Annotated in this window: 23 protein-coding genes and 2 pseudogenes; 11 read left to right on the top strand and 14 right to left on the bottom strand. The window is 62.5% G+C overall.

Annotated features, from left to right (window positions below; genetic code table 11):
• Nucleotides 1-2 precede the first annotated feature (2 nt).
• Both V6943_RS06640 and V6943_RS06635 read right to left on the bottom strand, forming a co-directional pair.
• The gene (locus V6943_RS06640; RefSeq protein ID WP_131651767.1) at nt 3-584 is read right to left on the bottom strand and encodes a mechanosensitive ion channel family protein; all 582 of its coding nucleotides are present in this window, start codon (nt 582-584) and stop codon (nt 3-5) included.
• The gene (locus V6943_RS06635; protein ID WP_340552948.1) at nt 581-2,491 is read right to left on the bottom strand and encodes an ATP-binding cassette domain-containing protein; all 1,911 of its coding nucleotides are present in this window, start codon (nt 2,489-2,491) and stop codon (nt 581-583) included. The genes V6943_RS06640 and V6943_RS06635 overlap by 4 nt, the downstream gene beginning before the upstream one ends.
• A 67-nt stretch (nt 2,492-2,558) precedes the next feature.
• Between V6943_RS06635 and V6943_RS06630 the strand changes: the two genes are divergently transcribed.
• A complete protein-coding gene (locus V6943_RS06630; protein ID WP_131651765.1) occupies nt 2,559-3,038 on the top strand; it encodes a TIGR02444 family protein in 480 nt (159 codons plus the stop codon).
• Here V6943_RS06630 and V6943_RS06625 read toward each other — a convergent pair.
• The 9 genes from V6943_RS06625 to V6943_RS06585 form a co-directional block, all read right to left on the bottom strand.
• The gene (locus V6943_RS06625; protein ID WP_340552947.1) at nt 3,014-3,787 is read right to left on the bottom strand and encodes an AlgP family protein; all 774 of its coding nucleotides are present in this window, start codon (nt 3,785-3,787) and stop codon (nt 3,014-3,016) included. The genes V6943_RS06630 and V6943_RS06625 overlap by 25 nt on opposite strands.
• Before the next feature lie 99 nt (nt 3,788-3,886).
• On the bottom strand, nt 3,887-4,348 hold the full coding sequence (rsd, locus tag V6943_RS06620) for a sigma D regulator (protein WP_131651763.1): 462 nt from the start codon (nt 4,346-4,348) through the stop codon (nt 3,887-3,889).
• 254 nt (nt 4,349-4,602) lie between these two features.
• Entirely contained in the window at nt 4,603-5,094 is a 492-nt protein-coding gene (locus tag V6943_RS06615) for a disulfide bond formation protein B (protein WP_340552946.1), read from the bottom strand.
• Between the two features lie 82 nt (nt 5,095-5,176).
• Nucleotides 5,177-6,415, bottom strand: coding sequence for a heme biosynthesis HemY N-terminal domain-containing protein (locus tag V6943_RS06610; RefSeq protein WP_340552945.1), 1,239 nt, complete (start codon nt 6,413-6,415; stop codon nt 5,177-5,179).
• Nucleotides 6,412-7,617 (bottom strand): uroporphyrinogen-III C-methyltransferase, encoded by a 1,206-nt coding sequence (locus V6943_RS06605; RefSeq protein WP_340552944.1) that lies wholly within the window; start codon nt 7,615-7,617, stop codon nt 6,412-6,414. Before V6943_RS06605 ends, V6943_RS06610 begins: the two co-directional genes overlap by 4 nt.
• A 16-nt stretch (nt 7,618-7,633) precedes the next feature.
• Nucleotides 7,634-8,404, bottom strand: a complete 771-nt coding sequence (locus tag V6943_RS06600; RefSeq protein ID WP_340552943.1) for a uroporphyrinogen-III synthase — start codon at nt 8,402-8,404, stop codon at nt 7,634-7,636.
• Nucleotides 8,401-9,339, bottom strand: a complete 939-nt coding sequence (gene hemC / locus V6943_RS06595; RefSeq protein WP_181104631.1) for a hydroxymethylbilane synthase — start codon at nt 9,337-9,339, stop codon at nt 8,401-8,403. The genes V6943_RS06600 and hemC overlap by 4 nt, the downstream gene beginning before the upstream one ends.
• A gap of 154 nt (nt 9,340-9,493) precedes the next feature.
• Nucleotides 9,494-10,240: a LytR/AlgR family response regulator transcription factor gene (locus tag V6943_RS06590; RefSeq protein ID WP_340552942.1), complete on the bottom strand. Its 747-nt coding sequence runs from the start codon at nt 10,238-10,240 to the stop codon at nt 9,494-9,496.
• Nucleotides 10,237-11,319 (bottom strand): sensor histidine kinase, encoded by a 1,083-nt coding sequence (locus V6943_RS06585; protein WP_340552941.1) that lies wholly within the window; start codon nt 11,317-11,319, stop codon nt 10,237-10,239. Before V6943_RS06585 ends, V6943_RS06590 begins: the two co-directional genes overlap by 4 nt.
• Nucleotides 11,320-11,576: 257 nt before the next feature.
• On the opposite strand from V6943_RS06585, the pseudogene V6943_RS20375 reads away from it, so the two are divergent.
• From V6943_RS20375 to V6943_RS06565, 5 genes and pseudogenes are all read left to right on the top strand, one after another.
• Nucleotides 11,577-12,650, top strand: a pseudogene (locus V6943_RS20375) (HAMP domain-containing protein); the annotation flags it as partial.
• 360 nt (nt 12,651-13,010) lie between these two features.
• Nucleotides 13,011-13,508 (top strand): annotated as a pseudogene (locus V6943_RS20370) (methyl-accepting chemotaxis protein); the annotation flags it as partial.
• Between the two features lie 141 nt (nt 13,509-13,649).
• Complete coding sequence (argH, locus tag V6943_RS06575; RefSeq protein ID WP_340552939.1) at nt 13,650-15,044, top strand: argininosuccinate lyase; 1,395 nt, start codon at nt 13,650-13,652, stop codon at nt 15,042-15,044.
• 107 nt (nt 15,045-15,151) lie between these two features.
• Nucleotides 15,152-15,634, top strand: a complete 483-nt coding sequence (locus tag V6943_RS06570) for a GNAT family N-acetyltransferase (protein ID WP_340552938.1) — start codon at nt 15,152-15,154, stop codon at nt 15,632-15,634.
• A gap of 79 nt (nt 15,635-15,713) precedes the next feature.
• Entirely contained in the window at nt 15,714-16,241 is a 528-nt protein-coding gene (locus V6943_RS06565; RefSeq protein ID WP_181104639.1) for a hypothetical protein, read from the top strand.
• Here the strand turns inward: V6943_RS06565 and V6943_RS06560 are convergent, their stop codons facing one another.
• Complete coding sequence (locus V6943_RS06560; protein WP_181104641.1) at nt 16,242-17,204, bottom strand: magnesium transporter CorA family protein; 963 nt, start codon at nt 17,202-17,204, stop codon at nt 16,242-16,244.
• A 120-nt stretch (nt 17,205-17,324) separates the two neighbouring features.
• Here V6943_RS06560 and V6943_RS06555 point away from each other — a divergent pair, with 120 nt between their 5' ends.
• The 3 genes from V6943_RS06555 to V6943_RS06545 all read left to right on the top strand — a co-directional run bounded on the left by V6943_RS06555 (nt 17,325) and on the right by V6943_RS06545 (nt 20,948).
• Nucleotides 17,325-17,618, top strand: coding sequence for a hypothetical protein (locus tag V6943_RS06555; protein WP_445324113.1), 294 nt, complete (start codon nt 17,325-17,327; stop codon nt 17,616-17,618).
• A gap of 78 nt (nt 17,619-17,696) precedes the next feature.
• Nucleotides 17,697-17,942 carry a TIGR02647 family protein gene (locus tag V6943_RS06550; RefSeq protein ID WP_340552937.1) on the top strand — a complete coding sequence of 82 codons (246 nt, stop codon included), beginning with the start codon at nt 17,697-17,699 and terminating at the stop codon, nt 17,940-17,942.
• Between the two features lie 180 nt (nt 17,943-18,122).
• A complete protein-coding gene (locus V6943_RS06545; protein ID WP_340552936.1) occupies nt 18,123-20,948 on the top strand; it encodes a class I adenylate cyclase in 2,826 nt (941 codons plus the stop codon).
• A gap of 23 nt (nt 20,949-20,971) precedes the next feature.
• On the opposite strand, the gene rnk is transcribed toward V6943_RS06545, so the two are convergent.
• Both rnk and cyaY read right to left on the bottom strand, forming a co-directional pair.
• Nucleotides 20,972-21,379, bottom strand: a complete 408-nt coding sequence (rnk, locus tag V6943_RS06540) for a nucleoside diphosphate kinase regulator (RefSeq protein ID WP_131651747.1) — start codon at nt 21,377-21,379, stop codon at nt 20,972-20,974.
• 164 nt (nt 21,380-21,543) lie between these two features.
• The gene (gene cyaY / locus V6943_RS06535; protein WP_131651746.1) at nt 21,544-21,876 is read right to left on the bottom strand and encodes an iron donor protein CyaY; all 333 of its coding nucleotides are present in this window, start codon (nt 21,874-21,876) and stop codon (nt 21,544-21,546) included.
• A 276-nt stretch (nt 21,877-22,152) separates the two neighbouring features.
• Here cyaY and lptM point away from each other — a divergent pair, with 276 nt between their 5' ends.
• Nucleotides 22,153-22,293: an LPS translocon maturation chaperone LptM gene (gene lptM, locus V6943_RS06530; protein WP_131651745.1), complete on the top strand. Its 141-nt coding sequence runs from the start codon at nt 22,153-22,155 to the stop codon at nt 22,291-22,293.
• A 12-nt stretch (nt 22,294-22,305) separates the two neighbouring features.
• The gene (lysA, locus tag V6943_RS06525) at nt 22,306-23,553 is read left to right on the top strand and encodes a diaminopimelate decarboxylase (protein WP_340552935.1); all 1,248 of its coding nucleotides are present in this window, start codon (nt 22,306-22,308) and stop codon (nt 23,551-23,553) included.
• Nucleotide 23,554: the final 1 nt, after the last annotated feature.

Here is a 23,554-nt window from a genome sequence, read left to right as displayed (position 1 = left end):
TGCTACTCGTGAGTGCTGTGATTAGGCGTTTGTATGTCGGTCCCGCGCCAGCGGCGCACGACCTTCTGAAAGAACAAGCTGTTTGGCACCTGGACGATTGCGCCAGTTCCGTTTTCGGACACCTCTTCGAGGGTGGTGTAGAGCAGGTTTATATCGATGACGCGCCCTTTGACGATGGGCTTGTCGAAGCTCTCAACCAGCTCCACCAGATCACCCAGGCGGAAGGGCCCGACGGTCATGATCAGCACGGCGCAAAGCAGGTTCGACAATACGCTCCAGATAGCGAAGAAGGCGATGGCGGCCACCGCCACGAAGCCGGAGAAGGCAGTCCAGAGCACCGTCGCCGAGACACCGAAGCGCTCTAGCACCATGATCAGCGCGCCGCCGATGATGAACCAGCGAATGCCGCCACGCAGCGGCAGCAGCAGTTCAGGCGGTAGCGGATAGCGGCTGCCTAGCCGCGTCAGCGCGCGCACTACGAAACGCTGCAAGGCGTAGGCGACCAACAGAATGAGCAGAACCTGCAGGCCCAGTAGTAGCTGGTCCCCCCATTCCTGCGAAAGAATCAACAACTGCTCGTTCATGCGCCGCCCTCCAGCTGCCCCTGCAAGGTTTCGAGCGCCTCCAGCGCTGTCAGCCAGGCCTCCTCCAGCTCGCCCTCGCGAGCCTTCAGTTCCGCCTGATTGGCTAGCAATTCGCGTAATTCTTCCTTGCGCGCCGCCTCATAGACGGCGGCATCACCCAGGCGCTGTTCCAGCGCGGCAAGCTTTTCCTGAACCCCGGCCAGATCCTTTTCGAGCTTGTCGGACTGACGTTTGAGCGGCGCAAGCTGCTGGCGCAACGCGGCGGCAGCCTGACGTAAAGCACGCTTATCGGTCTTGTCTGCGGAGGACTCGGTGGCGCTAGTGGGTTGCTGACGGGCACGGTAATCCACCAGCCACCGCGCGTAATCTTCGAGATCACCGTCGAACGCGACGACTCGCCCATCGGCCACCAGCAGAAACTCGTCGGTGGTGCTCTTGAGCAGATGCCGATCATGCGACACCACCAACACGGCACCCTCGAAATCCTGCAGCGCCAAGGTCAGCGCCAGTCGCATCTCCAGATCGAGATGGTTGGTCGGTTCGTCGAGCAGCAGCAGGTTGGGCTTGCCCCAGGCGATCAGCGCCAGCGCCAGACGGGCCTTTTCGCCGCCGGAGAAATTGACGACCGGCTCGTCACAGCGATTGCCGCGGAAATCGAAGCCGCCGAGAAAATCGCGCAACAGCTGTTCGCGTTCACCCGGTGCAATGCGCTGCAAGTGCAACAACGGGCTGGCCTTCGGGTCCAGCGCATCGAGCTGATGCTGGGCGAAATAGCCGATCACCAGATTCTCACCGCGCTGCAGGCGGCCACCCAATGGTTGCAGTTCGTTAGCCAGCGTTTTGATCAGGGTGGACTTGCCCGCACCGTTCGGGCCGAGCAGACCGATTCGCGCACCGGGCACCAACTGCAACTTGACCTTGTCCAGCACCAGTTTGTCACCGTAGCCGAGGCGGCCTTCGGCCAGATCCAGCAACGGGCTGGAGACCTTGTCCGCCTCACGGAAAGCGAAGTCGAACGGCGAATCGATATGCGCCGGCGCCAGTTCCTCGAGCTTTTCCAGCGCCTTGATCCTGCTCTGCGCCTGGCGTGCCTTGCTTGCCTTGGCCTTGAAGCGCCGGATGAAGTCTTCCATGTGCTCGCGCTGCGCCTGCTGCTTCTCGAACGCTTGCTGCTGCTGCGCCAGGCGCTCGGCGCGAGCCCGCTCGAAGGCTGAATAGCCACCGCGATAGAGCATCAGCTTACGTTGCTCGACATGCACCACGTTGCCGACCACCTCGTCGAGAAAGTCGCGGTCGTGGGAAATCAGCATCAGCGTGCCGGGGTAGCTCTTCAGCCAAGATTCGAGCCAGAGGATGGCATCCAGATCGAGGTGGTTGGTCGGCTCGTCGAGTAGCAACAGATCGGATGGGCACATCAGCGCCTGCGCAAGATTCAGACGCATCCGCCAGCCACCGGAAAAGCTGCTGACCGGAAGGTCCATCTGCTCGTTGGCAAAGCCCAGTCCGGCGAGCAGCTTACGCGCCCGCGCGTCGGCGCTGTAACCGTCGGCGTTGTCCAACTCGGTATGCAGGCGCGCAAGCGAGGTACCGTCATGGGCGGCCTCGGCGGCAATCAGTGCGGCCTGCACGCGACGCAGCTCGGCGTCGCCATCAAGGACATAATCCACGGCGAGACGGTCGAGCGTATCGACCTCCTGCCGCATGTGGGCGATGCGCCAGTCCGGCGGCAACTGGCAGTCGCCGCCGTCGGGTGCGAATTCGCCGCGTAACAGTGCGAACAGGCTGGATTTTCCAGCGCCATTGGCACCCACCAGCCCGACCTTCTGGCCAGGATGCAGGGTCAGCTCGGCGCCTTCCAGCAACCGCTGGGGACCGCGCTGTAGAGTCAGGTTCTGTAGTCGGATCATAATGGCGGCGGAGTTTATCAGGTCGCCCGGAAATCCATCCGGCTGCTCACGAAAAAAACCGACACCCATGAAACGTGACGATCTCTGGTCTTTCGCCCTCAGCTGCTACCAGCAGCCCGGCATCGAAGCGGCCTGCCTCGAACTGCAGGCCGCCGGCGCGGATGTTTGCCTATTGTTGACCGGCGCCTGGCTGGAACGCCGCGGCGTCGCATGTGATGACGCACGGCTGAGACAGCTGAAAGACCTCAGCGATGACTGGCGAGCCATGGTGGTCGCACCGTTACGCACTCTCCGCCAGAGCTGGCGCCAACAGGCTGCGACGGACTACGCGCTCGCTGGGCTGCGTGAACGAGTGAAAGCGCTTGAGCTGGACGCCGAACATATCCAGCTTCAGCGCCTGCAATCGGCGACGCAGCCTTGGCCGAAAGGCAGCGAGCGAACCAACTGGCTGGGCCCGCTCTGTGCCGGCCTCAGCGGCGAGAAACAAGCACTCTGGGAAACCCTTAGGCGTGTGGCTGGCTCTCAGCTCGCAACCGGCGGCGATTGAGTTGAGGTTTCGCGCTTGGCCGCCGGCTTGCGGGCTGGCTTCTTCGCCGCAGCGGGTCTGGAGGCTGCCGACGCGGGCTTTGCAGCGGATGCCGGTTTGCTGGCAGGACGGCGCGGAGCGCTCGTTGCCTCGACAGCTGACGCTTTGGTAGCCGGCGCCTTGGCCTCGGCCGGTTTTGCCGTGGTGCTGCCAGTCTTGACGGCGGGTTTGGAGCGGCTTGCAGCCGGACGCGACGAAACCGTGCCTGAAACCGCTTTACCAGCAGCCGGCTTGGCTGGCGCGGCCTCGGCTGCAGCTGGTTTGGTCGCCTCGGTGGGCGCCTTGCTGCGGGTCACGGCAGCGGGCTTCTGGCGCGTAGCCAGAGCTTGGGCGGCCGCCTTCTCAACATCGGTGATGCCTTGGGCGAGTTTCAGGCTCTGTTCGGCGTCGCGCTTGAGTTCCGACAGATAGCCCAGCGTTTCACTCTGCCGCGCCTGCAATACGGCAAGCATGTCATCCAGCTCGGCCAGCCTGGCGCGGGCTTTGCTCTGCGCCTTCGATTTACCCGCATCACCCGCTTCATCGAGCTTGGCGCGCGCCTTGATGACTTTTTCCTGCGTCTTGCCGCGCTGCTTTTCAAGCTTGGCCAGCAGCACTTCGGCGTCCCTCTGCGCCTCGTTGCAGGCCTTTTGCAGATGAGCAACCAGACTCTGGGACAGCTGCTGCAGTAGATGCAGTGGCGTCGTGATCGAGTTTTTCTTCGCAGGCATGAACATGCCTCCTGATGAGATGGGCGCTGCCATGTTGGACGGTCCGCGCGCTCAGCTACCGACCGTCGTATGCGATATGACCGAACTCACCGACTGGTATCAGGCCAGCGCGGCGGTCTGTTTGTGAGCGGTGTGAAGCACCTCGATCAGGCAGTCTTCGAGCTCGAAGCGCTCATGCAGCAGTTGCCCCAAACGCTTCAGCTCGTCAGGCAGGCCTGGGCTATCCAGACAATCGCCGCTATCGCAACGGTCATTGAAAACCACCGCCACTTCGGTAATGGCTTCGATGCGCGGGTAGATCTGGCGAGCAAGCTCGAGGCCGCGCTTGTCACCGAACGCCTCGGCCTCGTTGAGCAGCTGCTCGTAGATCTCGAAATGTCCAGCCGACACATAGTCGAGCAGGATTTCGCAGAATTTTTGCAAGGCAGGGCGACTTGCGGCGGCGTCGCCATGCAGCCCATCGAATGCGTTGATCAGTGCGTGGCGTTCCTGCAGCCAGCGGTCGATCAGCAGGTGTACACCTCCCCAGCGTTCCTGGGCGTTCCGACAGCTCTCGAGCATGATGACCTCACTTCCCTAATCGATGATGCTTATTGCGCCTTCCGAGACGTTTTGTTGTCTTGGGGTATCGGCCTTGGGTGAGTGGCAGCGAAATCGGCGGATAACCGTTGCCGCCAGCGCAGACTAAGCTGCGGCGACCGAAGCATCAAGCCGCCTGGACGAAAATCATCCAGGCAAGGCAAGACCGGATCGCTTCGCTCTGGTCCATTGACCACCAAGCGCAGCGATCATTCGCCTGTTTCGACAAAAAGGCCTCAGTCGCGCCGCAGCAGCTGCCAAAGGCAGAACAGGCCCATCGCGATGAATGCCAGCAGGGTCCACTCCGGAATGCTCATGCCCAGCAATGTCCAGCTGACCTCGGCGCATTCGGCGGTACCGTGAAGCACCAGCCGGGCGATGTCCTGGAAAGGCAGCGCATCCATCATGTATTCGAGGCTGGGCAGGCACGCCGGCAACTGATCAGCCGGTATGTTCTGCAGCCAGATCTGACGCACGGCCGTGGCGCCACCCGTTATCGCGAACAGCAGTGCCAGGATCGAATAGACGCGGCGACCGGTTTTGCGCGGCCCATGAATCGCAGCGATAAGGCAGACCAGGCCGAAGGCGATCACGCAAATGCGCTGAACGATACATAACGGGCATGGCGCCAGCCCGACCACATGCTCGAGATACAGCGCAGCGACCATCATCAGCACACAGCCGATGAAAGCCAGAAGAAACAGCGAACGTGGGCTGGCCAGATTCATGGCGACTCCGCAGACAGGAAAGCTCGCTACGGTATTAGTCCAAGCTGCGGGCTGCAAGCTATGGCAGCGCCAGTATCCGTGGTCAACCGTTGCTGATCGCCGGCAAGCGGACACCGTTCGCACCGTCGATTAACCCAAGCCCCTCCTGGAACAGCCGATTGCTTCGCTCTTTGTCGCCTAGCTGCGCCAGCAGCCGGGCCAGCTCCGCGCAGGTTTCCGCACGATGTTCCAGGCGCAGACTGGCTTCCAGATAGTCGCGCGCCTTGCCCCAGAATTCATTGCGCAGGCTCAGACGACCGAGTGCGAGCAGCAGTTCGGCATTTTCCGGATGGCCCTTCAGCCAAGCCTCGGCCTGCGCCAACTGGCGAGCCGGCTCGCGCCCGCGAACACGGCCATAGCGCTCGATCAGGCGATCATCGAATTGGCGCTTGAGCGCGGCATGAAGCACTTCTTCGGCCTTCTCCTCTGCGCCCAGCCGAGTCAGGCCGTCCGCATAGGCACGTACCAGCACCGGCTCGTTACGCAGCTTGCTGGGCACGGTCTGCCAACGCTGATCGAACGCTTGCTGTCCCTCCTCCACTGTCACGGCCGGTGCCTGCGGCGTCTGTTCCAGGGCGGCGGTCCAGGCCAGCAGCTCCAACTCGTCCAGCCGTGCCGGGGGCAACACACGATGCTTGCGCAGTTCCGGAAGCAGACGGCACAAGGCGGGCCAGTCCTGCAGCTGGACGTAGAGCTGCTGGAGCAGCGTCAGCACATAGGGATGGCGCGGTTTGTCATTGTGCAGCACGTTCAGGGATTCGCGTGCCTCGCCGTACTGGCCGCGCGCAATCTGCAACTGAGCCTGGGTAAGCCCGATGGCCAGCCCTGCCTCGGGTTCGCGTTCGCGAGCCTTGCGCAGCAATTCGTCACTTTGTTCGTACTCACCCAGTTCGCTCGCGGCGCGGGCAGCACCGAGATAATGTACCAGCGGTTGTTGATCATGTTCGGCGGCGGTGCGCAGATGGCCGAGCGCAGGGCTCCATTGCCCCTCGGCCAGCTCCCGCAGCCCGGCGCGCGAAGCCTTGGAGACGCGCCGCGCGCGATGGCGACGCGACCAAGGGTTGACCAGCGCGCCGGATGCATGAAGCAAACCGAGCACCCAGTGAATCACCATTGCCAGCAGCCAGAGGCAGGCGATCAGTCCGACGAACACCCAGAAGCTCGACTCATAGCGAAAGCGGTCGTAGCTGATCAGGACGTAGCCGGCATCTTGAAAAATGGCCCAGCCGAGAAAACCGGCAAGGGCAAGCAGGATGAGAACAACAACGGCAAGTCGCTTCATGTGCGCAGATCCCCTTCGACCGCCCGTTCGGCGTCGGCCGGCTGCTCGGCCTCGCTGGCCGGCGCTCCGCGCTCAGCGTTATCGTCCGGCTCGTTGCTATCGGCAGACTTGCGCGTTTGCACGTAGGACTGCATCGCCTGCAATGCGGGCGTCAGGTCCGGCAGGGTGACCGAGACCTGCCGTTTCGCAAGCTCCCCGATACGATCGCGCAGGCCACGGCTCTGGCCGTTCTCTTCGCTGAAGTGATCCTCGATCAGCCGAGCGGCCTGCTCCAGCGACTGCCGATAAACCTCCTCATTGCCATTGAGCACCGCCCACTGCGCCTGCTCGATAGCCAGTGACAGCGCCAGCCGCACCTGCGCCAGGCTTTGGCCGGCCAGCAGCGGTTTGACGTCGGTGCCGGCATTGAAGTCGATCCGCACGTAACGCGTCAGCTCGTCCAACCATTGCCGCCAGCGGCTTTCACCCTGCGTCTGTGGCTGACTTGGGCCGTTTTCGAACTCTGGCGCCAGACCGTTGAGCTGATTGGCCTGACCACGCAGCGCACCCAACTGCAAAAACAGGCCGGTCCGATCCAGATCCGGCAAGCTGCGCAGCGCCTCGAGGCCTTCCAGCAGCTTCTGCCGCGTGCCGTACGCGCCTGGATCGTCCTGCTTGCGCAGGATCAGATCGGCTTCGGCGATCAGCGACTCGGCACTTTGCACGTCCTGCATGGCCGACAGACGCAGCATCGCCATACGCAGCAGATGCTCGGCCTCGGCCAATCGCCACTGTTCACGGCTTGCCCCCAGTACCTGCTCTACCCGTCCCGAGAGTCGCTGCTGGTCGCTTTGCAGCTCCGAAAGCAGACGGCGTCGCTCTTCCAGCTGCTCAGCAGAAGGCAATTGCTCCAGTCGCCCGAGACGGCTGGCCAGCTGCTGACTGCGCGTATCCAACTGACGCGCCTGCTCCCGCGTCGCCTGCGCCGCACCGAGCTGCTGGCGTTCCTGTTCAGCGAGCTGCTGGGTCTGCCAAACGCTGTAGCCACCCGCCGCCAGACCGGCCAGGCCGATTACCAATGCCAGACCCGCGAGGCCACGGCCGGGACCGTCGGTTTTCGACCTGTTGCCTACCGGCTTCTTCGGCGGAATGTCTTGGGTGGGGATGACGGGATCGTTGCCCTTGGGTTGCTGCGCTGCCTTGTCGGCGTCTACTTCGCTCACGTTTCCATCCTTTGCATCAGGAGGCGGGCTGGGAATTTTCCCGTAGCGCCGCCAGCAAAGCCGCGGTTCCGGCACCGCGGCAGTCCAGTATTCGTCTGGCACCCAAGGTCGCAGCCATTTCGGCCACGCGAGGGCTCGGTACGAACAAGGGTAGTTCACGCAGCGCGGGCCAGTCGGCGCCCGCCAGCTCGTGCAATGACAGCAAACCCTGCCCACTGCTGACCACCACGGCATTCAGCCGTTCCGAACGAAGGGTTTCGAGCAGCGTTCCGGGCGGGTAGTCGGGCAAATAGCGCCGATACAACTCCAGGCGATCGACCTGCACGCCTCGGCAGCGAAGCGTTTCGGCAATATGCTCACGACCGCCTTCGCCGCGCAAAATCAGCACTCTGGGGTCTGCCACATCGAGCGCCTCTTTCAGGCGTGGCAGCGCCAACAATGCCTCACTGTCGTCGCCCGTGCTGGGCCAGCTGACATCCAGGCCGAAGCCTTCCAGGATGGTCCCTGTGGCCGCACCGACGCTGAACCAGACCTGGCCGAGCGGCGGTTGCGGCCAGTAACGCTCGAGCAGTTCCAGACTCAGCCGCGCGGCCGGTTTGCTCACCACCACCACCGCGCAATAACGGTCCAGTTCGAGCATCGTCGCGCGCTGCTCGGGGGTTTCTGCCAGCGGCTCGATGGCGAGCAGCGGCACGCTAGCGCTGTGAATATCCAGCTCGGACAAAGCAGCCGCGAGGGCGACGCACTCTTCAGCGGGACGGGTCAGCAGCAGACGCCAATCGGTCACGCCTTGCCGGCCTCACCGTAAACGTCTTGCAGGATCTTCTCCGCGCCCTGCGCCAGTAGCGCCTCGGCGACCCGCACGCCCAAGGCCTCGGCATCCGCAGCGGGCGCGCGGTCTTCGGCGCGCAACAGCAGCGTACCGTCCGGCTGCCCGACCAGGCCACGCAACCACAGCTGATTGTCTTCGAGTACCGCATAGCAGGCGATCGGCACCTGGCAACCACCGTTCAGATGACGATTCAAGGCGCGTTCGGCACTGACCCTGACCGCCGTCTGCGGATCGTTCATGCATTGCAGCAGTTGGTGCAGCTCGGTGTCGCCGGTCCGACACTCGATGCCGACCGCACCCTGGCCGCCCGCCGGCAGACTGTCTTCGACACTGATGCTGGAACGGATGCGCTCACCAAAGCCGAGGCGGATGAGCCCGGCGGCAGCAAGGATGATAGCGTCGTACTCGCTGGCATCGAGTTTGGCCAGACGGGTATTGACGTTGCCGCGCAAGAACTGGATTTTCAGATCCGGACGCCGCGCCAGCAGCTGCGCCTGGCGACGCAGGCTGGAGGTTCCGACGATCGCCCCGGACGGCAACGCGTCAAAATTCTCGTAGTGATTGGAGACAAAAGCGTCACGCGGGTCCTCGCGCTCGCAGATGCAGTACAGACCAAGCCCTTCAGGAAACTCCATCGGCACGTCCTTCATGGAGTGCACGGCGATGTCCGCCTCGTTCTCCATCAGCGCCGTTTCCAGTTCCTTGACGAACAGGCCCTTGCCGCCAATTTTCGCCAGCGGCGCGTCGAGCAGTTTGTCACCGCGACTGACCATCGGAACCAGGCTGACGGTCACGTCGGGATGAGCCGCTTCAAGGCGCGCCTTGACGTATTCGGCCTGCCACAGGGCCAGGGCACTCTTGCGGGTGGCGATGCGAATTTCGCGAGACATGGGCTAATCCAGAACCAGTGAATTGCCGCGAATGATAACAGGGCCAGCACCGTCGCTGGGTTGGCAGGGGTCAAGAAGCGGCAAGACTTGGAGCGGCAAGCCTCAACTCGATGCAAGTACGTGGAACCCGCCGAGCACGCTTGCAACCTTTGGCTTACAGCGTGCTCATCAACTTGCGAACCCCCGCGACATGTCGCCGGCTGACCGTCAGTGGTTCGCCTTCGAGGCCCTTGAGAAACAACTGGAAATGGCCAAGCGGGGTGCGCTGCAGACGCTCGATGCGGTCGCGGTACACCAGCGCATTGCGATGAATACGCACGAAGCGGTCGCCGAATTCGTCTTCCAGTGCCTTGAGCGGTTCGTCCAGCAGCACCTCGCCGCCTTCGTGACGCAGGGTGACGTACTTGTGGTCGGCGATGAAGTAGATAACCTGAGGCAGTGGAATCAGCTCGATACCCTTGCGGGTGCGGGCGCTGATGTGGCTGCGCGGTCCGCTACCAGACAGCGCGGCGGGTCGGGTCAGTGCAGCGAGCTGAACCCGGTTGGGCCGCTCGGCCTTTTTCAGCGCTTCGGCAAGATGCTCAGGGCGTACTGGCTTGACCAGGTAGCCAACCGCGCTGACTTGGAATGCATCCAACGCAAATTCGTCATGGGCCGTGCAGAAAATCACGGCGGGGGGCGCATCACGCTCGCATAGCTTGGCTGCAACCTGAAGACCGTCGAGGCCTGGCATACGGATATCCAGCAACACGACATCGGGACGCAGCTCCTCAATCAGGGACAACGCTTCCTCGCCATTGGCGGCGGAAGGTTCCAGTACACGATAACCGTCAAGATCACCTACCAGTCGGCTGAGGCGCTCGCGGGCTAGAGGTTCGTCATCGACAATCAGAACATTCATATGGATCTGGCTTCCTGCTTTTGTGTCGCACATGGATAGCGTAGACAGGTGTAGTAACGGGCGTTATACCGCTTCACGCTGAGACTCGCTGCGGGACCGAAAAGTGCCGTTAGTCGTGCGTCTATATTGTGCAGGGCCTGTTGCGTGCCCCGTGATGGCTGCGTCTGAGCGCCGTCATCGAACGGGTTGCTGACTTCCAGATGAAACATGCCGTCAACATAATTTGCCGTCACGCTGACCATACCGCCGTCGATGCGGGGCTGGATGCCATGGATCAGGGCATTTTCCAGTAGCGGCTGCAGCGTCAGTTGAGGGATGAGCAAATCATCCGGAACGCCGTCCACCTGCCACTCCACCTGCAACCTGTCGCCAAGCCTGTAGTGCTCGATCGACAGGTAGCGGCGCGACAGCTCCAGTTCGTCTCGCCATGGCACCAGCGTGCCTGGACGCGCCAGACTGGCGCGGAACAGGTCGGACAGATCCAGCACCGCCTGCTCGGCCTTGCCTGGATCGGTCACCACCAGGCTGGCAATGCTGTTCAGGCTATTGAACAGGAAATGCGGGCGGATGCGCGCCTGCAGCGACTCGATGCGCGCCTTGAGCTCGGCCTGCTCCTGCCGCCGCCACTGGCTTTGCAGATAGAAATAGCGCAGCAGCAACCCCGACATGATCAGGCTGATCAGCGCATGCCGCAGATACAGATTGACCTCGCCGGCGCGCGTCAGCGGTCCGCCTAGCTGGTAGATATCCGCCACGGCGGTGCAGGCCAGCGTCAGCCCGACCACCATCACACAACAGGCGAGCCCTGCCGTCCAGGGCGATAGACGCGCCAGCAATGGCCGCAGCTGGCAGGTCAAGCCGGCCGAAAGCAGCATTACCCATTGCACGAACAACGAGGTCAGCGCCAGGCGCATCCAGTTGAAGCCGGGCTGCATCGGCTCGGCGAGGACGAACACCAGCACCAGCAGTTCGGCGAGCAGAACCAGACCAAGCAGCGCTTCCGGCTGGCACAGTTCCGGCACGAAGAAATCGTCGGCCGGGTCGGCGGAGCGTGGCCGGTCAGGCCTTGTTATCTGCATGGATCGAGTTTCCGCGCGGTCGGGATGCAATGAGCAGAGCGGGAGCGCAGCCTGCGCCGCCGCACTTATGGCGGCATAGTCTATGCGACCCACCACGAACCGGTGCGTGACCTGCCTTCGTAACTTGCGTGACATCGAGCAAACGGTCGTCGGCAAAAACTAAAAAGTTGAGCTAAGGTGCCGATAACGGAATCGTGGCATAACAATATCAACCCACCCGTCACACTGGCTGCCCGTTGCGGCAGGAGGCCTGAGCCATGTTGCTGTTCTCCTCGTTGCGTAGCCGCTTGCTGCGTCCGGTTTTCCTTACGCTGTTTGCCGCCGTCGTGGTACAGGTCGTGGTCGCGCTTGCTTTGACACGCGGCACCATCGGGGCGCTCGAACAGGAGATACGCAAGAACCTGAGCGAGGACGCAGCGCAGCTGCTGGGCGAGCTTCAGTCCGCGGACGTTGAAGTGCGCAGCGGATTGCTCAACCTGTCCGAACGCATGAAAAGCGATCTGGCGCAGGGGCTGACGCAACGGCTCACCGATGAACAGATGCAACTGCAGAACGTCCTGGAACGCCATCTCAAGCAATCGGGCGACGATTTGGCCATCCTGCTGGCCGGCGTTGCGCCCGCGGCTATCTGGGACAACGACACACCCGCTCTGACTGAATTCGTCAGGATGGCCCACCAAAACCCAGCCGTCGTTTTCGTCGTCTATTTCGACGCGGCTGGCAAACAGCTCACCCGTCATCTGAATCGCAACGACCCGAGGGTCAAGACGCTGCTGGACAAAGGCACTGGCCGAACCGCTTTCGACAAGATCCTGTCCGCAGCCGAGAACGATCCGGCGCTGTATCTCGCCAAGACGTCCGTCAACCCCAAGGGCGCTGAAATCGGCCAGGTCATGCTTGGCTTGTCCACTTCGGCCGTTAACACCGAGCTTGCCGCCTTCAACAATCGCTTCCAGACGCTGACCGGGGAAACCTCGAGCATGGTCGAAACCGGCCTCGCCGCCACCGCAACCGAGAGCACCAAGGTGCTGGCGACGCGCTTGGCTGCCGCCGCCGATGTGGCGGAAACCATTGACGTGAACAGCCAAAAGACCGTGGAACGCTCGGCGACCGCGCTGCTATGGAAAATCAGCCTCGGCCTGGCGGTGACCGGCGCGCTGCTGTTGATTGCCATCACGCTGGTGCTGGGCCGTCAGGTATTGCGCCGCCTCAGCTTGCTGGTGACGGCGCTACGGGGCTTGTCGGATGGCCATGGTGATCTCGCCCAGCGCGTGGAGATTCACAGCGCGGACGAAGTGGGTGACATGGCCGACGCGGTCAACCTGTTCCTGGCCAAACTTCAGCCTATCGTGCAGGAGGCTCGCACCATCGCTGTCCAGACCGGTGCCGAAATCGACGCGCTGGGAAGCCGCAGCAATGCCGCGGCGGCTGCCGCCGGACGTCAGCGCGACGAGGTCGCTGGCAGCCTGCAGGCGCTTGCGGAAATGACCAGCCGCGCCCAGCAAGAAAGCCAGGCGATGCAGACGGCCATGGAACAGGTCGCCTCGATCCGCAAGGCGGCGCTCGACAACGAAGCGATTTCGGATCAGGTCGGCAAAACCATCGAAGCGCTCGGCGAAGGCGTACGGGGCAGCGCCGATGTGATCGAAAAACTGGCCAAGCAGAGCGAGCAGATCGAAATGGTACTGACGGTCATCCAGGGCATCGCCGAGCAGACCAACCTGCTCGCACTGAACGCCGCCATCGAAGCGGCTCGCGCCGGCGAGAGCGGGCGTGGCTTTGCCGTCGTCGCCGACGAAGTTCGCGCGCTCGCCAGCAAGACCCAGCAATCCACCGGAGACATCCGCGCGCATATCGAAAGCCTGCAACGAGGCGCGCACGACGCCGTCTCAGCAATCGGCAAGACCGGCAAGCAGGCCGACAGCGGCCTGGCCTCGCTCACCACCAGCCGCGAGCTGCAGCAGGCATTGCAGCGCGCCGTGGCCCAGGTGCATGACGCCATGGAAAAGGCGACCCAGGGTGCCGAGCGACAAGCCGGCACCGCGGCGGATGTGCGCGAGCGCGTGCAGGTGATTATGACCGAGGCCGAGCGATCCGCCGAAGCGGTTACCGCCACCGCGGCCAGTGGTCGAACGTTGGGTAGCCTGGCGCAGCGGCTCGAAGCCAGCCTGGGTCAGTTCAGGGCCTGATTCGCGCCAGACGGAGCACCTGAAGGAGGCCGCGAGCGCCCTTCCTCCCGCAGCGCTCGTCGCGGCACACCCGATGAGGCGCCGGCCAACCCTGTTATCATCCGCGTTTTTTCCCGCATCCGATTTCAGTGAGCGCATTTCATGAGCACCGACAAGACCAACCAGTCCTGGGGCGGCCGCTTCAGCGAGCCCGTCGACGCCTTCGTCGCCCGATTCACCGCCTCCGTCGAGTTCGACAAGCGCCTCTATCGCCACGACATCATGGGCTCGATCGCCCACGCCACTATGCTGGAGAAAGCCGGCGTACTGAGCGTCGATGAGCGTGACGCGATCATCGCCAACCTCAAGGACATCCAGGGCGAGATCGAAGCCGGCACCTTCGACTGGCGCGTGGACCTGGAAGACGTGCACATGAACATCGAGGCGCGGCTGACCGACCGCATCGGCGTCACCGGCAAGAAGCTGCACACCGGCCGCTCGCGCAACGACCAGGTCGCCACCGACATCCGTCTGTGGCTGCGCGACGAAATCGACACCATCCTCGCCGAAATCACCCGTTTGCAGCAGGGTCTGCTAGGCCTGGCAGAAGCTGAAGCCGACACCATACTGCCGGGCTTCACCCATTTGCAGACCGCGCAGCCGGTAACCTTCGGCCATCATCTGCTGGCCTGGTTCGAAATGCTCTCGCGTGATTACGAGCGTCTGGTGGACTGCCGCAAGCGCACCAACCGCATGCCCCTGGGCTCGGCCGCGCTGGCCGGCACCACCTACCCGATTCAGCGGGAAATCACCTGCGGGCTGCTGGGCTTCGAGGCGATTTCCGGCAACTCGCTCGATGGCGTTTCGGACCGTGACTTCGCCATTGAATTCTGCGCCGCCGCCTCCGTGGCGATGATGCACCTGTCGCGCTTTTCCGAAGAGCTGGTGCTATGGACCAGCGCGCAATTCCAGTTCATCGACCTGCCCGACCGTTTCTGCACCGGCAGCTCGATCATGCCGCAGAAGAAGAACCCCGACGTGCCGGAACTGGTACGCGGCAAGACCGGCCGCGTATTCGGCGCCCTCGCCGGCCTGCTGGTACTGATGAAAGGCCAGCCGCTGGCCTACAACAAGGACAATCAAGAAGACAAGGAACCGCTGTTCGACGCCGCCGACACGTTGCGTGACAGCCTGCGCGCTTTCGCCGACATGGTTCCGGCGATCAAGCCGAAGCGCGAAATCATGCGTGAAGCGGCCCTACGCGGCTTCTCTACCGCCACGGACCTGGCCGACTACTTGGTCCGCAAGGGCCTGCCGTTCCGCGACTGCCACGAAATCGTCGGCCATGCGGTGAAGTACGGCGTCGACAGCGGCAAAGATCTGGCCGAAATGAGCCTGGACGAGCTGCGCCGCTTCAGCGACCAGATCGGTGACGACGTGTTTGCGGTGCTGACCCTGGAAGGCTCGGTCAACGCTCGCAACCATATCGGCGGCACCGCACCGAATCAGGTGAGAGCAGCGGTGCAGCGCGGGCGGGACCTGCTCGCCTCGCGCTAAGCACATGCTGTTTTCGTAGGAGCGAGCGTGCTCGCGAACGGGCTGTCTGCTGGGCCTTTTCGCGAGCACGCTCGCTCCTACTCAGATCAGGAAGACAGGAATTCCACATGCCTCTGAACATCCGCCCCGCCACTCGCGATGACGCCACGCTGATCCTGCGCTTCATCACCGAGCTTGCGATTTACGAGAAAGCCGAGCATGAGGTGAAAACGGATGCGGCAGGCATCGAGTCCAGCCTGTTCTCCGCAAACTCCACGGCACAAGCGCTGATCTGCGAGCGCGCCGGCGAGCCGATCGGCTATGCGGTGTACTTTTTCAACTACTCCACGTGGCTTGGCCGTAACGGGCTGTATCTCGAAGACCTTTATGTCAGTCCCGCAGCACGCGGTACCGGCGCTGGCAAGGCGCTGCTGCGGCATCTGGCGAAGCTCGCTGTGGGCAAGGGTTGCGGCCGTTTCGAATGGGCTGTGCTGGACTGGAACGAACCGGCGATCCGCTTTTACGAGTCACTGGGCGCTCGACCGCAGGAAGAATGGACAACCTATCGCCTGAGCGGTGATGCCCTGTTGACACTCGCAAACATCGACTGACGGAACCTGCGCGCGCCGTATTGGCCTACCGGTAACCTCTCACCCGACAGGTTCACTCCTGTCGCCAACCGGTACGCTTATGACCGACCTCCGAACGCTGCTGTTAAACCAAGATACGCAAGGCGAAGAAGTCTTCGATACGCCTAAGGAGCGCCTGCAATTCTACCGCTCTGAAATCCATTTCGAGTCAACGCTGCTGGCCGAGCGAACCAGCTCCTACCTGTCAGCGCAGTCGTTTTTGATGATCGCCTTTGCCTCGTCAATGGCCAATACCAACCCTGAATGGGGCAGTCTGTTCCGCCTGGTCGTGCCCGCAGTCCTGGCGGGACTGGGCCTTCTGACGTCTTTCCATGCGATGCCTGGGATCAAATCCAGCTTCGATATCATAGAGCGCTGGCACCAGAAACAGGCCGAGCTGCTACAGGTAGAGGGCCGCGCGGGCCTGCTACCGAACCAGGAGTCGGCATTGTTCGGCGAAGGCAACAGCCCCACCGGGGGTTATCGCTACAAGCGAACGCTGCTGTTTTCCTTGCGCACGCCGCTGATCTTTGCCTCGGTCTGGACACTTTTCGGTGGGTTTTGCGTAGTGCTGTATTTCTTCGGCTGATCAGAGCCAATCGCGGAACTTGAACCATGCGTAGGGAATAATCGCCGATACCACCATCATCGCCAGGGCCATCGGGTAGCCAAGCAGCCAGCCGAGCTCAGGCATGTGTTCGAAGTTCATGCCGTAGACCGTGCCGACCAGCGTCGGTGGCAGGAATAGCACGGCGGCGATGGAGAACACCTTGATGATGCTGCTCTGCTCGATATTGATCAGGCCGAGCGTGGCGTCGAGCAGAAAGGCGATGTCGCCCAATAGTCGCGCCTGATGCTCACCCAGCGAGCGCACGTCCCGCTCCAGCGCCTTCAAAACGCCTTTGGCTCCCTGCTTGGTCTCGCCGGCGTGCAGGCGGTAGAAAGCGATCAGGCGAGTCGAGCTGAACAGGCTCTCGCCCAGCTGCGACAGCAGCGAGCGGTGCTGACCAAGCTGCTGAATGATCTGCTGCAGGTCCGTGCGCTGCTCCTTGCGTTTATCGAAGACGCAACGCGACAAGGCCTGGAGCGCAACCTGAACGTTTTCCAGCACGTCGGCGATACGGTCGACGATGGCATCGGCCAAGCCAAGAAAAATTTGGTGACTGGTGCCATACACCGATGGCTGCCGTGCACTTTTGGTTTCGAACTGGCGAAACGCACTGAGTTCGGCATAACGCACGGTTACCAGGCAGCGCTGGGTTAGGACGAAGGTGACTTCGGCGTTCTCCGGACGGCGGTCGGCAATCCCCATTACCACTGTAGTCGTCATGAAGATGGCGCCTTCCTCATCGTAAAAACGCGAAGAATCCTCAATTTCCGCCAGCTCTTCGCGGGTTGGAATATCCAGGCCCAGCGCCGACTCGACGAAGCGTTCCTCCTGCTGGTCAGGGGAAAGCAGGTCGATCCATAGCACATTGTCAGGGAGCGCCTGCAGATGCTGGGCAGCACGCCGCACCAGCGCGCCGTTTTCAAGACAGTGGAAAATGATCATGACTTGGTCGCGTTCCTCGAAAGTCCATAGTAGGAATAGAGACCGACCCAGGCGAAGCGTTCAGGCGGCATCTGCTGCAGACGCGCAGCTTGCCGGGACACGCCGAAACACGCTATCAAGATGTTCCCTAACGAGAGTTGCTCCATGACCGATACCACTGCCGACGACGACGAAACATTCGCCGAGGAAACGCTGATCCAGGCGATCGAAAATCAGCTGGAAGCCGGCGATCCACCTGCCACTCAGGCCACGCTGAACAAGCTGATCCTGGTCGGCTACGAACGCGACGAGATACTGAAGATGATGGCACTGGTGCTTGCCGACGAGATTCGGCAAATGCTCGAGCAAGACCGCCCGTTCGACGCCATCAGGTACGAAACGCAGCTGCGCAATCTACCCGATCTACCGGATTAACAGCCGAGCGCGGCAAGCTTGCGCACAGCATCTACACTTCGCAGAACGAGGCCGATGTTCACCATTCAAGGAGCAAACATGTCCTTCACGTCCGATGTGATAGCCGAGCTGGAAATCCTTCGCCTGTTCAATCTCGACAACACGCTCGAAGGCCTGAAAGTGCACCACGACGCCGGAAATGCGGCCGTCACCGCCGCCGAACGCCTGCACGCCAAAGGCCTGACGACCCAACCTGACGGTGGCTACCTGACCAGCCTCGGCCGCGATGCGGCCGAGCATGCGCAAAGGCTGCTGACCATCCTTTCGCAAACCGCCCCTGCGTAACGATGACCTTTTTTTGGCGTGGCGCAAACGCCACGCCTTAAGGTTCGCGGCAAGCGGTCGCCCTACCTTCGAGTAACGGTCGCTGTAGTTCTTGCTCCGGCCAAGCCCGTGTTACCTTCCCGCGCCTAGCGCCTCGATAATCAGGTCCAACAATCTTCGACCTCCGCACGAATTGCTTGAATGACCCGCCACCAGGAAATCCGCCCCGTTCTCGAAGAGGGCATCGACCGCAAGGTACTCAGTGCGCTGCGCACGCGTTTTCTGACGTTGAATGCCGGTCGCCTGGAGCGCACCCGCCTGGGCATGTCGCCGCGCCAGCAGGCGGTCATCAAGCTGTTGCCGCTGCTGTTTCACGTCAACCATCCCATCTTGCCGGGCTACGTATCGGCGCTCACGCCGGCTGGGCTGGCCGGGTTCGAGCCGGATGCCGAGACGCTGGCAGAAGCGCAGCGCCTGAGCCGCTCGTTTTCCTATAAGCCGTTGCGCGGCCAGCCGCCGCAGCCGATCCTGGGTCTGTTTCTCATGGGCAGCCTGGGCACGGTCGCGCAGGACGAACAGAGCGATCTGGATGTCTGGGTCTGTCACGACCCGAATCTTTCGGAACACCAGCGCGACGAGCTACAGCGAAAATGCGATCAGCTACGGGGCTGGGCGGCGACCCAGGGCAGCGAGGCGCATTTCTTTCTGGTCGACCCGGTGCGCTTCACCCAGGGCGCGCGCGAAGCGAAGCTGACCTCCGATGATTGCGGCACTACCCAGCACTATCTGCTGCTGGACGAGTTCTACCGCACCGCGATCTGGCTCGGCGGTCGCACGCCGCTCTGGTGGCTGGTGCCGGCTTACGAAGAACATCGGTACGCCGAGTACGTACGCACCCTTCTGGAAAAACGTTTCGTACGCAGCGACGAGGTGCTGGACCTTGGCAGTCTCGCCAGCATTCCGCCGGGCGAGTATCTGGGCGCCGGCTTGTGGCAGCTGTACAAGGCCATCGAGTCGCCCTACAAGTCGCTGTTCAAGTTGCTGCTGGTGGAGGCCTACGCCAGCGACTATCCACAGGTGCGCTGCCTGAGCCTGGACTTCAAACACGCGGTCTATGCCAACCGCCTGGAGTTGGACGATCTGGACCCCTATATCGTCGCCTACCGCCGGGTCGAAGCTTATCTCGCAGACCGCGGCGACATGGAGCGCCTGGCCCTGTTGCGGCGCTGTTTGTATCTGAAGATCAATCAACCATTGAGCCGTCCGCCGATCAACCGTACCCGGAGCTGGAAGCGCCGCCTGCTCGAGCGCCTCACGCATGACTGGGGTTGGGACGAGCGTCAGTTCGCCCAGCTCGATCGCCGCAGCCAGTGGAAGACCCGGCAGGTCGACCAGGAGCGACGCGCTCTGTTCAACGAACTGACCTACGGCTATCGCTTCCTCAGTGAATTCGCCAAGCGCCTGCAGATCACCAGCAGCATCAACGGGCGTGATTTCGCCGTGCTGGGCCGGCGGCTGCACGCCGCCATCGAACGCAAGGCGGGAAAGATCGAGGCGATCAACATGGGTATCTCGCCGGACATGGCCGAGCACAGCCTGACCCTGGTGCAAGGCTATGACGCGGCCGGCGATATCTCCTGGGCGCTCTATGAAGGCTGTCTGAGCGTTCGGGAAGTAGAGAATTTCTCGCCCCTGAAGCGTTCGCGAGATTTGGTACCGCTGCTCGGCTGGTGTCATCGCAACGGCATCGTCGACACCGCGACCCACGTCGCGCTGCACCCGGGCGACAGCGGGTTGATCGAGGCGGAGCTGTTCTCGCTGCTAACCGACCTGCGCCAGGCGTTTCCCATGCCGCTGCCCACGGTGGCCGAGCAGGCGCTGCTGACGACCGCCGTGCCGACCCAGGTCCTGCTGCTGGTGAATATCGAACTCGACCCGTTCCGCAGCGAACATTCTTCCGACGAGCGCAACGATCCGCTCGGCTATGGCGGGGGGCGCGAGAATCTGGTCCTAAGCATCGACCAACTCAGCCTGAACAGTTGGAACGAGCTGATCGCCAATCGCTACGAGGGCGCTTCGGCTCTACCCGATTGCTTGCGCGACTATCTCGACGCCCTGCCCGCGAACGGTGCCCGCCCCGGTTTGCAGGTGCACTGCTTTGGCAGCCATTCCGGGCTGGCCATCGCGCGGCGGATGGAGGCGCTGTTCCGCGACGCCCAGACCGCCCTCGACGAAGCGAGCGACAATCGCTACCTGCTACAGATCCGTCAGCATTTTCACATGCTCGACCTGACCGCCGGGAATGTCCGCCATACCAAACTGAACGATCTACGCGCCCTGATCGAACACCTCGGCGAGGCACACTATCGGGACCGCCCTGTGCGGGTGGATCGGCAGGCACTGGAGGGCCAGGATCTGTCGCTTATCCTGGCCCAGGCCAGAGCGCAGTGCCTGCAGGTGTTCTATCGCGTCCAGGGCGCGATGGCGGAGCTGACGGTATTGGACGAGTTCAACGCTTTGTGGCGCCAACAGGTCGCGTACCGTGACGAACAGAGCCTGCTGACTCCGCTGCTGCGCTTCCTGAAATCGATAAGCTACCGCCGCACGACGCAGCTACCCTTCGAGGAGAGCCATCTAGCGGCCATGGATATCCTGATCTACCGGCTACAGCAGCCCTCGCCGGACACTCCATTGGCCATCGAACGCAGGGCCGCGCCGCGCGAGGAAGCCAGCGATCCGCTCCACGACATCCAGGCAATCATCGAGCCCAACGAGCGGGGCCGCTCGCAGGTCACGCTGTATTGCAATCATCAGGAGTTTTCCAGCCTGGAATACGGTGCCGAACTGTTCGCCGCGGTGGCTCGCTATATCCTCGGGCAGCGTAGCGCCGCCGAGCGTTATCCTTGCTACATCACTGATCTGGATCTATCTGGCCTGCACGGCGAAGGGCGAACCCAGACCGTGCAGCACCTGCGCTACAAGGCGCAGCTTGAGGCGGCAATCAATCAAGCACTGATCTCGGTCTGAACGGCGCATGGCACGAAGCGCCATTACAGATTCACGTCACCGGCGGCTTCCGGCTGGTACTCGACAGCCAGCAGAGTAAGCTTGAGGAGCTTGCCGCCGGGCGTCGGCCAATCGATATGCTGCCCGACGCTCAAGCCCAACAAGGCGGTGCCTACTGGTGCCAATACCGAAACGGTACCTTCCTTGCCGGCGTCCTGCGGGAAAACCAACGTCAGGTGGTAGTCCTTGCCACTGCCCTCTTCGCGGCAATGAACACGAGAATTCATCGACACTACGCCAGCGGGCAATTCGCTACGCTCGACCACCTGCGCGCGCGACAACTCCTCATCGAGCGCTTCAGCGGCCGGACCGTAGTCAGACAGGCTGTTGAGCAGCCGCTCGAGCCGCTGCAGATCGGTTTGGGTGATGATGATAGGCGGTGCGCTGGACATGGTGCCGGGTAAACTCCTGTAAAAAGTAAAAGGGGTAGAAAAGCAAAACCCCGCCCGAAGGCGGGGTTTTTTTAACCGGAAGTCGACCCTATCACAGCCGATTAAATAAGCAAGAGCCCAGATCGAGGCTCATCGCAGCGACCCGATTCGTTCAGCGTAGTGCCTCAAAGCTCTTCGAATTCGAGTGCCTCGCCACCCTGCTCCTGAGTGACCCGCGTCAACAGTTCACCGAGGCGCTCGTCGTTGGCGTCGCAAATCCACAGCGAGGCGGCCTCGTCATAGTCGAAGTGAAAACCGCCCGAGCGCGCAGCCACCCATAGCTGACGCAACGGCGGTTGGCGGCTGAAGATGAGTTGCGTGCCGTTCTCGAAACGCACGGTGAGAACGCCACCGGAATTTTCCAGATCGACATCCATGCCGCTGTGATCGAAAACATCCTCGATTTCTTCCTGCGCGGCGTCGACGAGATCGTGAAAGCGGGCTTCGCTCAAACTCATGGATCGTTTTCCTCGGTGCGGGTTATACGGCGGCATAGCGGCCACCAACGATGCCGGCGAGCTTAGCAGGCGACCACCGCGTCTAGCGAGCGGCTGGGGTCTGTTGATGTTTCGTGTGCGGCCGCGCCGGGCCTGTAGGGTTGCGCGGCAACGCAGCTCGCGACGAAACGACAACAGACCCTATAGCGACGCTTACCGCCGAGCGCGGCCCACATAGGCAATCCGGTGGGTGCTGGGTATACTCCGGCCCATCGATTTTTCTAGGATTGCACCCCCATGAAGCGTCTGTTGCTTCCATTCATTGCCCTCGCGGTTCTCGCTTCCGCGCTTGGCGGCTGCGGCCAGAAAGGCCCGCTGTATCTGCCGGACGACGAGGCTGCCGTCAAAGAACGCTCCAAAGACCGATTCGAACTGTAAGGAGGCATTTCCATGGAGGCCTTCTCGTACCGCGACGGTCAACTCTTCGCGGAGGGCGTGGCGCTGCCCGCTCTCGCGCAACGCTTCGGCACCCCCACCTACGTTTACTCGCGCGCCCATATCGAGGCTCAGTACCACGCCTATGCCGATGCACTGAGCGGCATGCCGCATCTGGTCTGCTTCGCGGTCAAGGCGAACTCGAACCTTGGCGTGCTGAACGTATTGGCCCGGCTCGGCGCCGGCTTCGACATCGTTTCGCGCGGTGAACTGGAGCGCGTGCTGGCCGCTGGCGGGCAGCCGGAGCGCATCGTCTTCTCCGGCGTCGGCAAGACCCGTGACGACATGCGCCGCGCGCTGGAAGTCGGCGTGCACTGCTTCAACGTCGAATCCACCGAAGAACTCGAACGCCTGCAACAGGTCGCAGCCGAACTCGGTGTGATGGCACCGGTATCACTGCGGGTCAACCCCGATGTGGATGCCGGCACCCACCCGTACATTTCCACCGGTCTCAAGGAAAACAAATTCGGCATTGCCATCGCCGATGCCGAGACGGTCTATGCGCGGGCTCACGAGCTCAGCAACCTCGACGTCGTCGGTGTCGATTGCCACATCGGCTCCCAGCTCACCAGCCTGCCGCCCTTCCTCGACGCGCTCGACCGCCTGCTGGCGCTGATCGATCGCCTCGCGGTAGCCGGCATCCGTATTCGCCACCTGGATCTGGGTGGCGGCCTCGGTGTTCGCTACCGTGACGAGCAACCGCCGCTGGCTGGTGATTACATTAAGGCTGTGCGCCAGCGTATCGAGGGTCGCGACCTGGCACTGGTGTTCGAGCCGGGCCGTTCCATCGTCGCCAACGCCGGCCTGCTGCTGACCCGTGTGGAATACCTCAAGCACACCGAACACAAGGATTTCGCCATCGTCGACGCGGCGATGAACGACCTGATCCGCCCCGCGTTGTATCAGGCCTGGATGGACGTGGTGCCGGTGCAGCCGCGCGAAGGTCAGCCCCGCCACTACGACATCGTCGGCCCGATCTGCGAAACCGGCGATTTCCTCGCCAAGGAACGTCCACTGACCTTGGCCGAGGGTGATCTGTTGGCTGTTCGTTCGGCCGGCGCCTACGGTTTCGTCATGAGTTCCAACTACAACACCCGTGGCCGCGCCGCCGAGGTGCTGGTGGACGGCGACCAAGCCTACGAAGTGCGCCGCCGCGAAAGCGTGCAGGAACTCTACGCCGGCGAAAGCCTGCTGCCTGCCTGAG

Source organism: Pseudomonas sp. CBC3 (assembly GCF_037967085.1).
Taxonomy (GTDB): domain Bacteria; phylum Pseudomonadota; class Gammaproteobacteria; order Pseudomonadales; family Pseudomonadaceae; genus Stutzerimonas.
Note: the sequence above shows the minus strand (reverse complement) of the source record. Positions and strands in the feature narration are given on the sequence as shown.

Excerpts from the sequence above, each read along its gene's own strand:
- V6943_RS06640 (WP_131651767.1), bottom strand. The coding sequence starts at position 584 with ATGAACGAGCAGTTGTTGATTCTTTCGCAGGAATGGGGGGACCAGCTA.
- V6943_RS06635 (WP_340552948.1), bottom strand. The coding sequence starts at position 2,491 with ATGATCCGACTACAGAACCTGACTCTACAGCGCGGTCCCCAGCGGTTG.
- V6943_RS06630 (WP_131651765.1), top strand. The coding sequence starts at position 2,559 with ATGAAACGTGACGATCTCTGGTCTTTCGCCCTCAGCTGCTACCAGCAG.
- V6943_RS06625 (WP_340552947.1), bottom strand. The coding sequence starts at position 3,787 with ATGCCTGCGAAGAAAAACTCGATCACGACGCCACTGCATCTACTGCAG.
- rsd (WP_131651763.1), bottom strand. The coding sequence starts at position 4,348 with ATGCTCGAGAGCTGTCGGAACGCCCAGGAACGCTGGGGAGGTGTACAC.
- V6943_RS06615 (WP_340552946.1), bottom strand. The coding sequence starts at position 5,094 with ATGAATCTGGCCAGCCCACGTTCGCTGTTTCTTCTGGCTTTCATCGGC.
- V6943_RS06610 (WP_340552945.1), bottom strand. The coding sequence starts at position 6,415 with ATGAAGCGACTTGCCGTTGTTGTTCTCATCCTGCTTGCCCTTGCCGGT.
- hemC (WP_181104631.1), bottom strand. The coding sequence starts at position 9,339 with ATGTCTCGCGAAATTCGCATCGCCACCCGCAAGAGTGCCCTGGCCCTG.
- V6943_RS06590 (WP_340552942.1), bottom strand. The coding sequence starts at position 10,240 with ATGAATGTTCTGATTGTCGATGACGAACCTCTAGCCCGCGAGCGCCTC.
- V6943_RS06585 (WP_340552941.1), bottom strand. The coding sequence starts at position 11,319 with ATGCAGATAACAAGGCCTGACCGGCCACGCTCCGCCGACCCGGCCGAC.
- argH (WP_340552939.1), top strand. The coding sequence starts at position 13,650 with ATGAGCACCGACAAGACCAACCAGTCCTGGGGCGGCCGCTTCAGCGAG.
- V6943_RS06570 (WP_340552938.1), top strand. The coding sequence starts at position 15,152 with ATGCCTCTGAACATCCGCCCCGCCACTCGCGATGACGCCACGCTGATC.
- V6943_RS06565 (WP_181104639.1), top strand. The coding sequence starts at position 15,714 with ATGACCGACCTCCGAACGCTGCTGTTAAACCAAGATACGCAAGGCGAA.
- V6943_RS06560 (WP_181104641.1), bottom strand. The coding sequence starts at position 17,204 with ATGATCATTTTCCACTGTCTTGAAAACGGCGCGCTGGTGCGGCGTGCT.
- V6943_RS06555 (WP_445324113.1), top strand. The coding sequence starts at position 17,325 with ATGTTCCCTAACGAGAGTTGCTCCATGACCGATACCACTGCCGACGAC.
- V6943_RS06550 (WP_340552937.1), top strand. The coding sequence starts at position 17,697 with ATGTCCTTCACGTCCGATGTGATAGCCGAGCTGGAAATCCTTCGCCTG.
- V6943_RS06545 (WP_340552936.1), top strand. The coding sequence starts at position 18,123 with ATGACCCGCCACCAGGAAATCCGCCCCGTTCTCGAAGAGGGCATCGAC.
- rnk (WP_131651747.1), bottom strand. The coding sequence starts at position 21,379 with ATGTCCAGCGCACCGCCTATCATCATCACCCAAACCGATCTGCAGCGG.
- cyaY (WP_131651746.1), bottom strand. The coding sequence starts at position 21,876 with ATGAGTTTGAGCGAAGCCCGCTTTCACGATCTCGTCGACGCCGCGCAG.
- lptM (WP_131651745.1), top strand. The coding sequence starts at position 22,153 with ATGAAGCGTCTGTTGCTTCCATTCATTGCCCTCGCGGTTCTCGCTTCC.
- lysA (WP_340552935.1), top strand. The coding sequence starts at position 22,306 with ATGGAGGCCTTCTCGTACCGCGACGGTCAACTCTTCGCGGAGGGCGTG.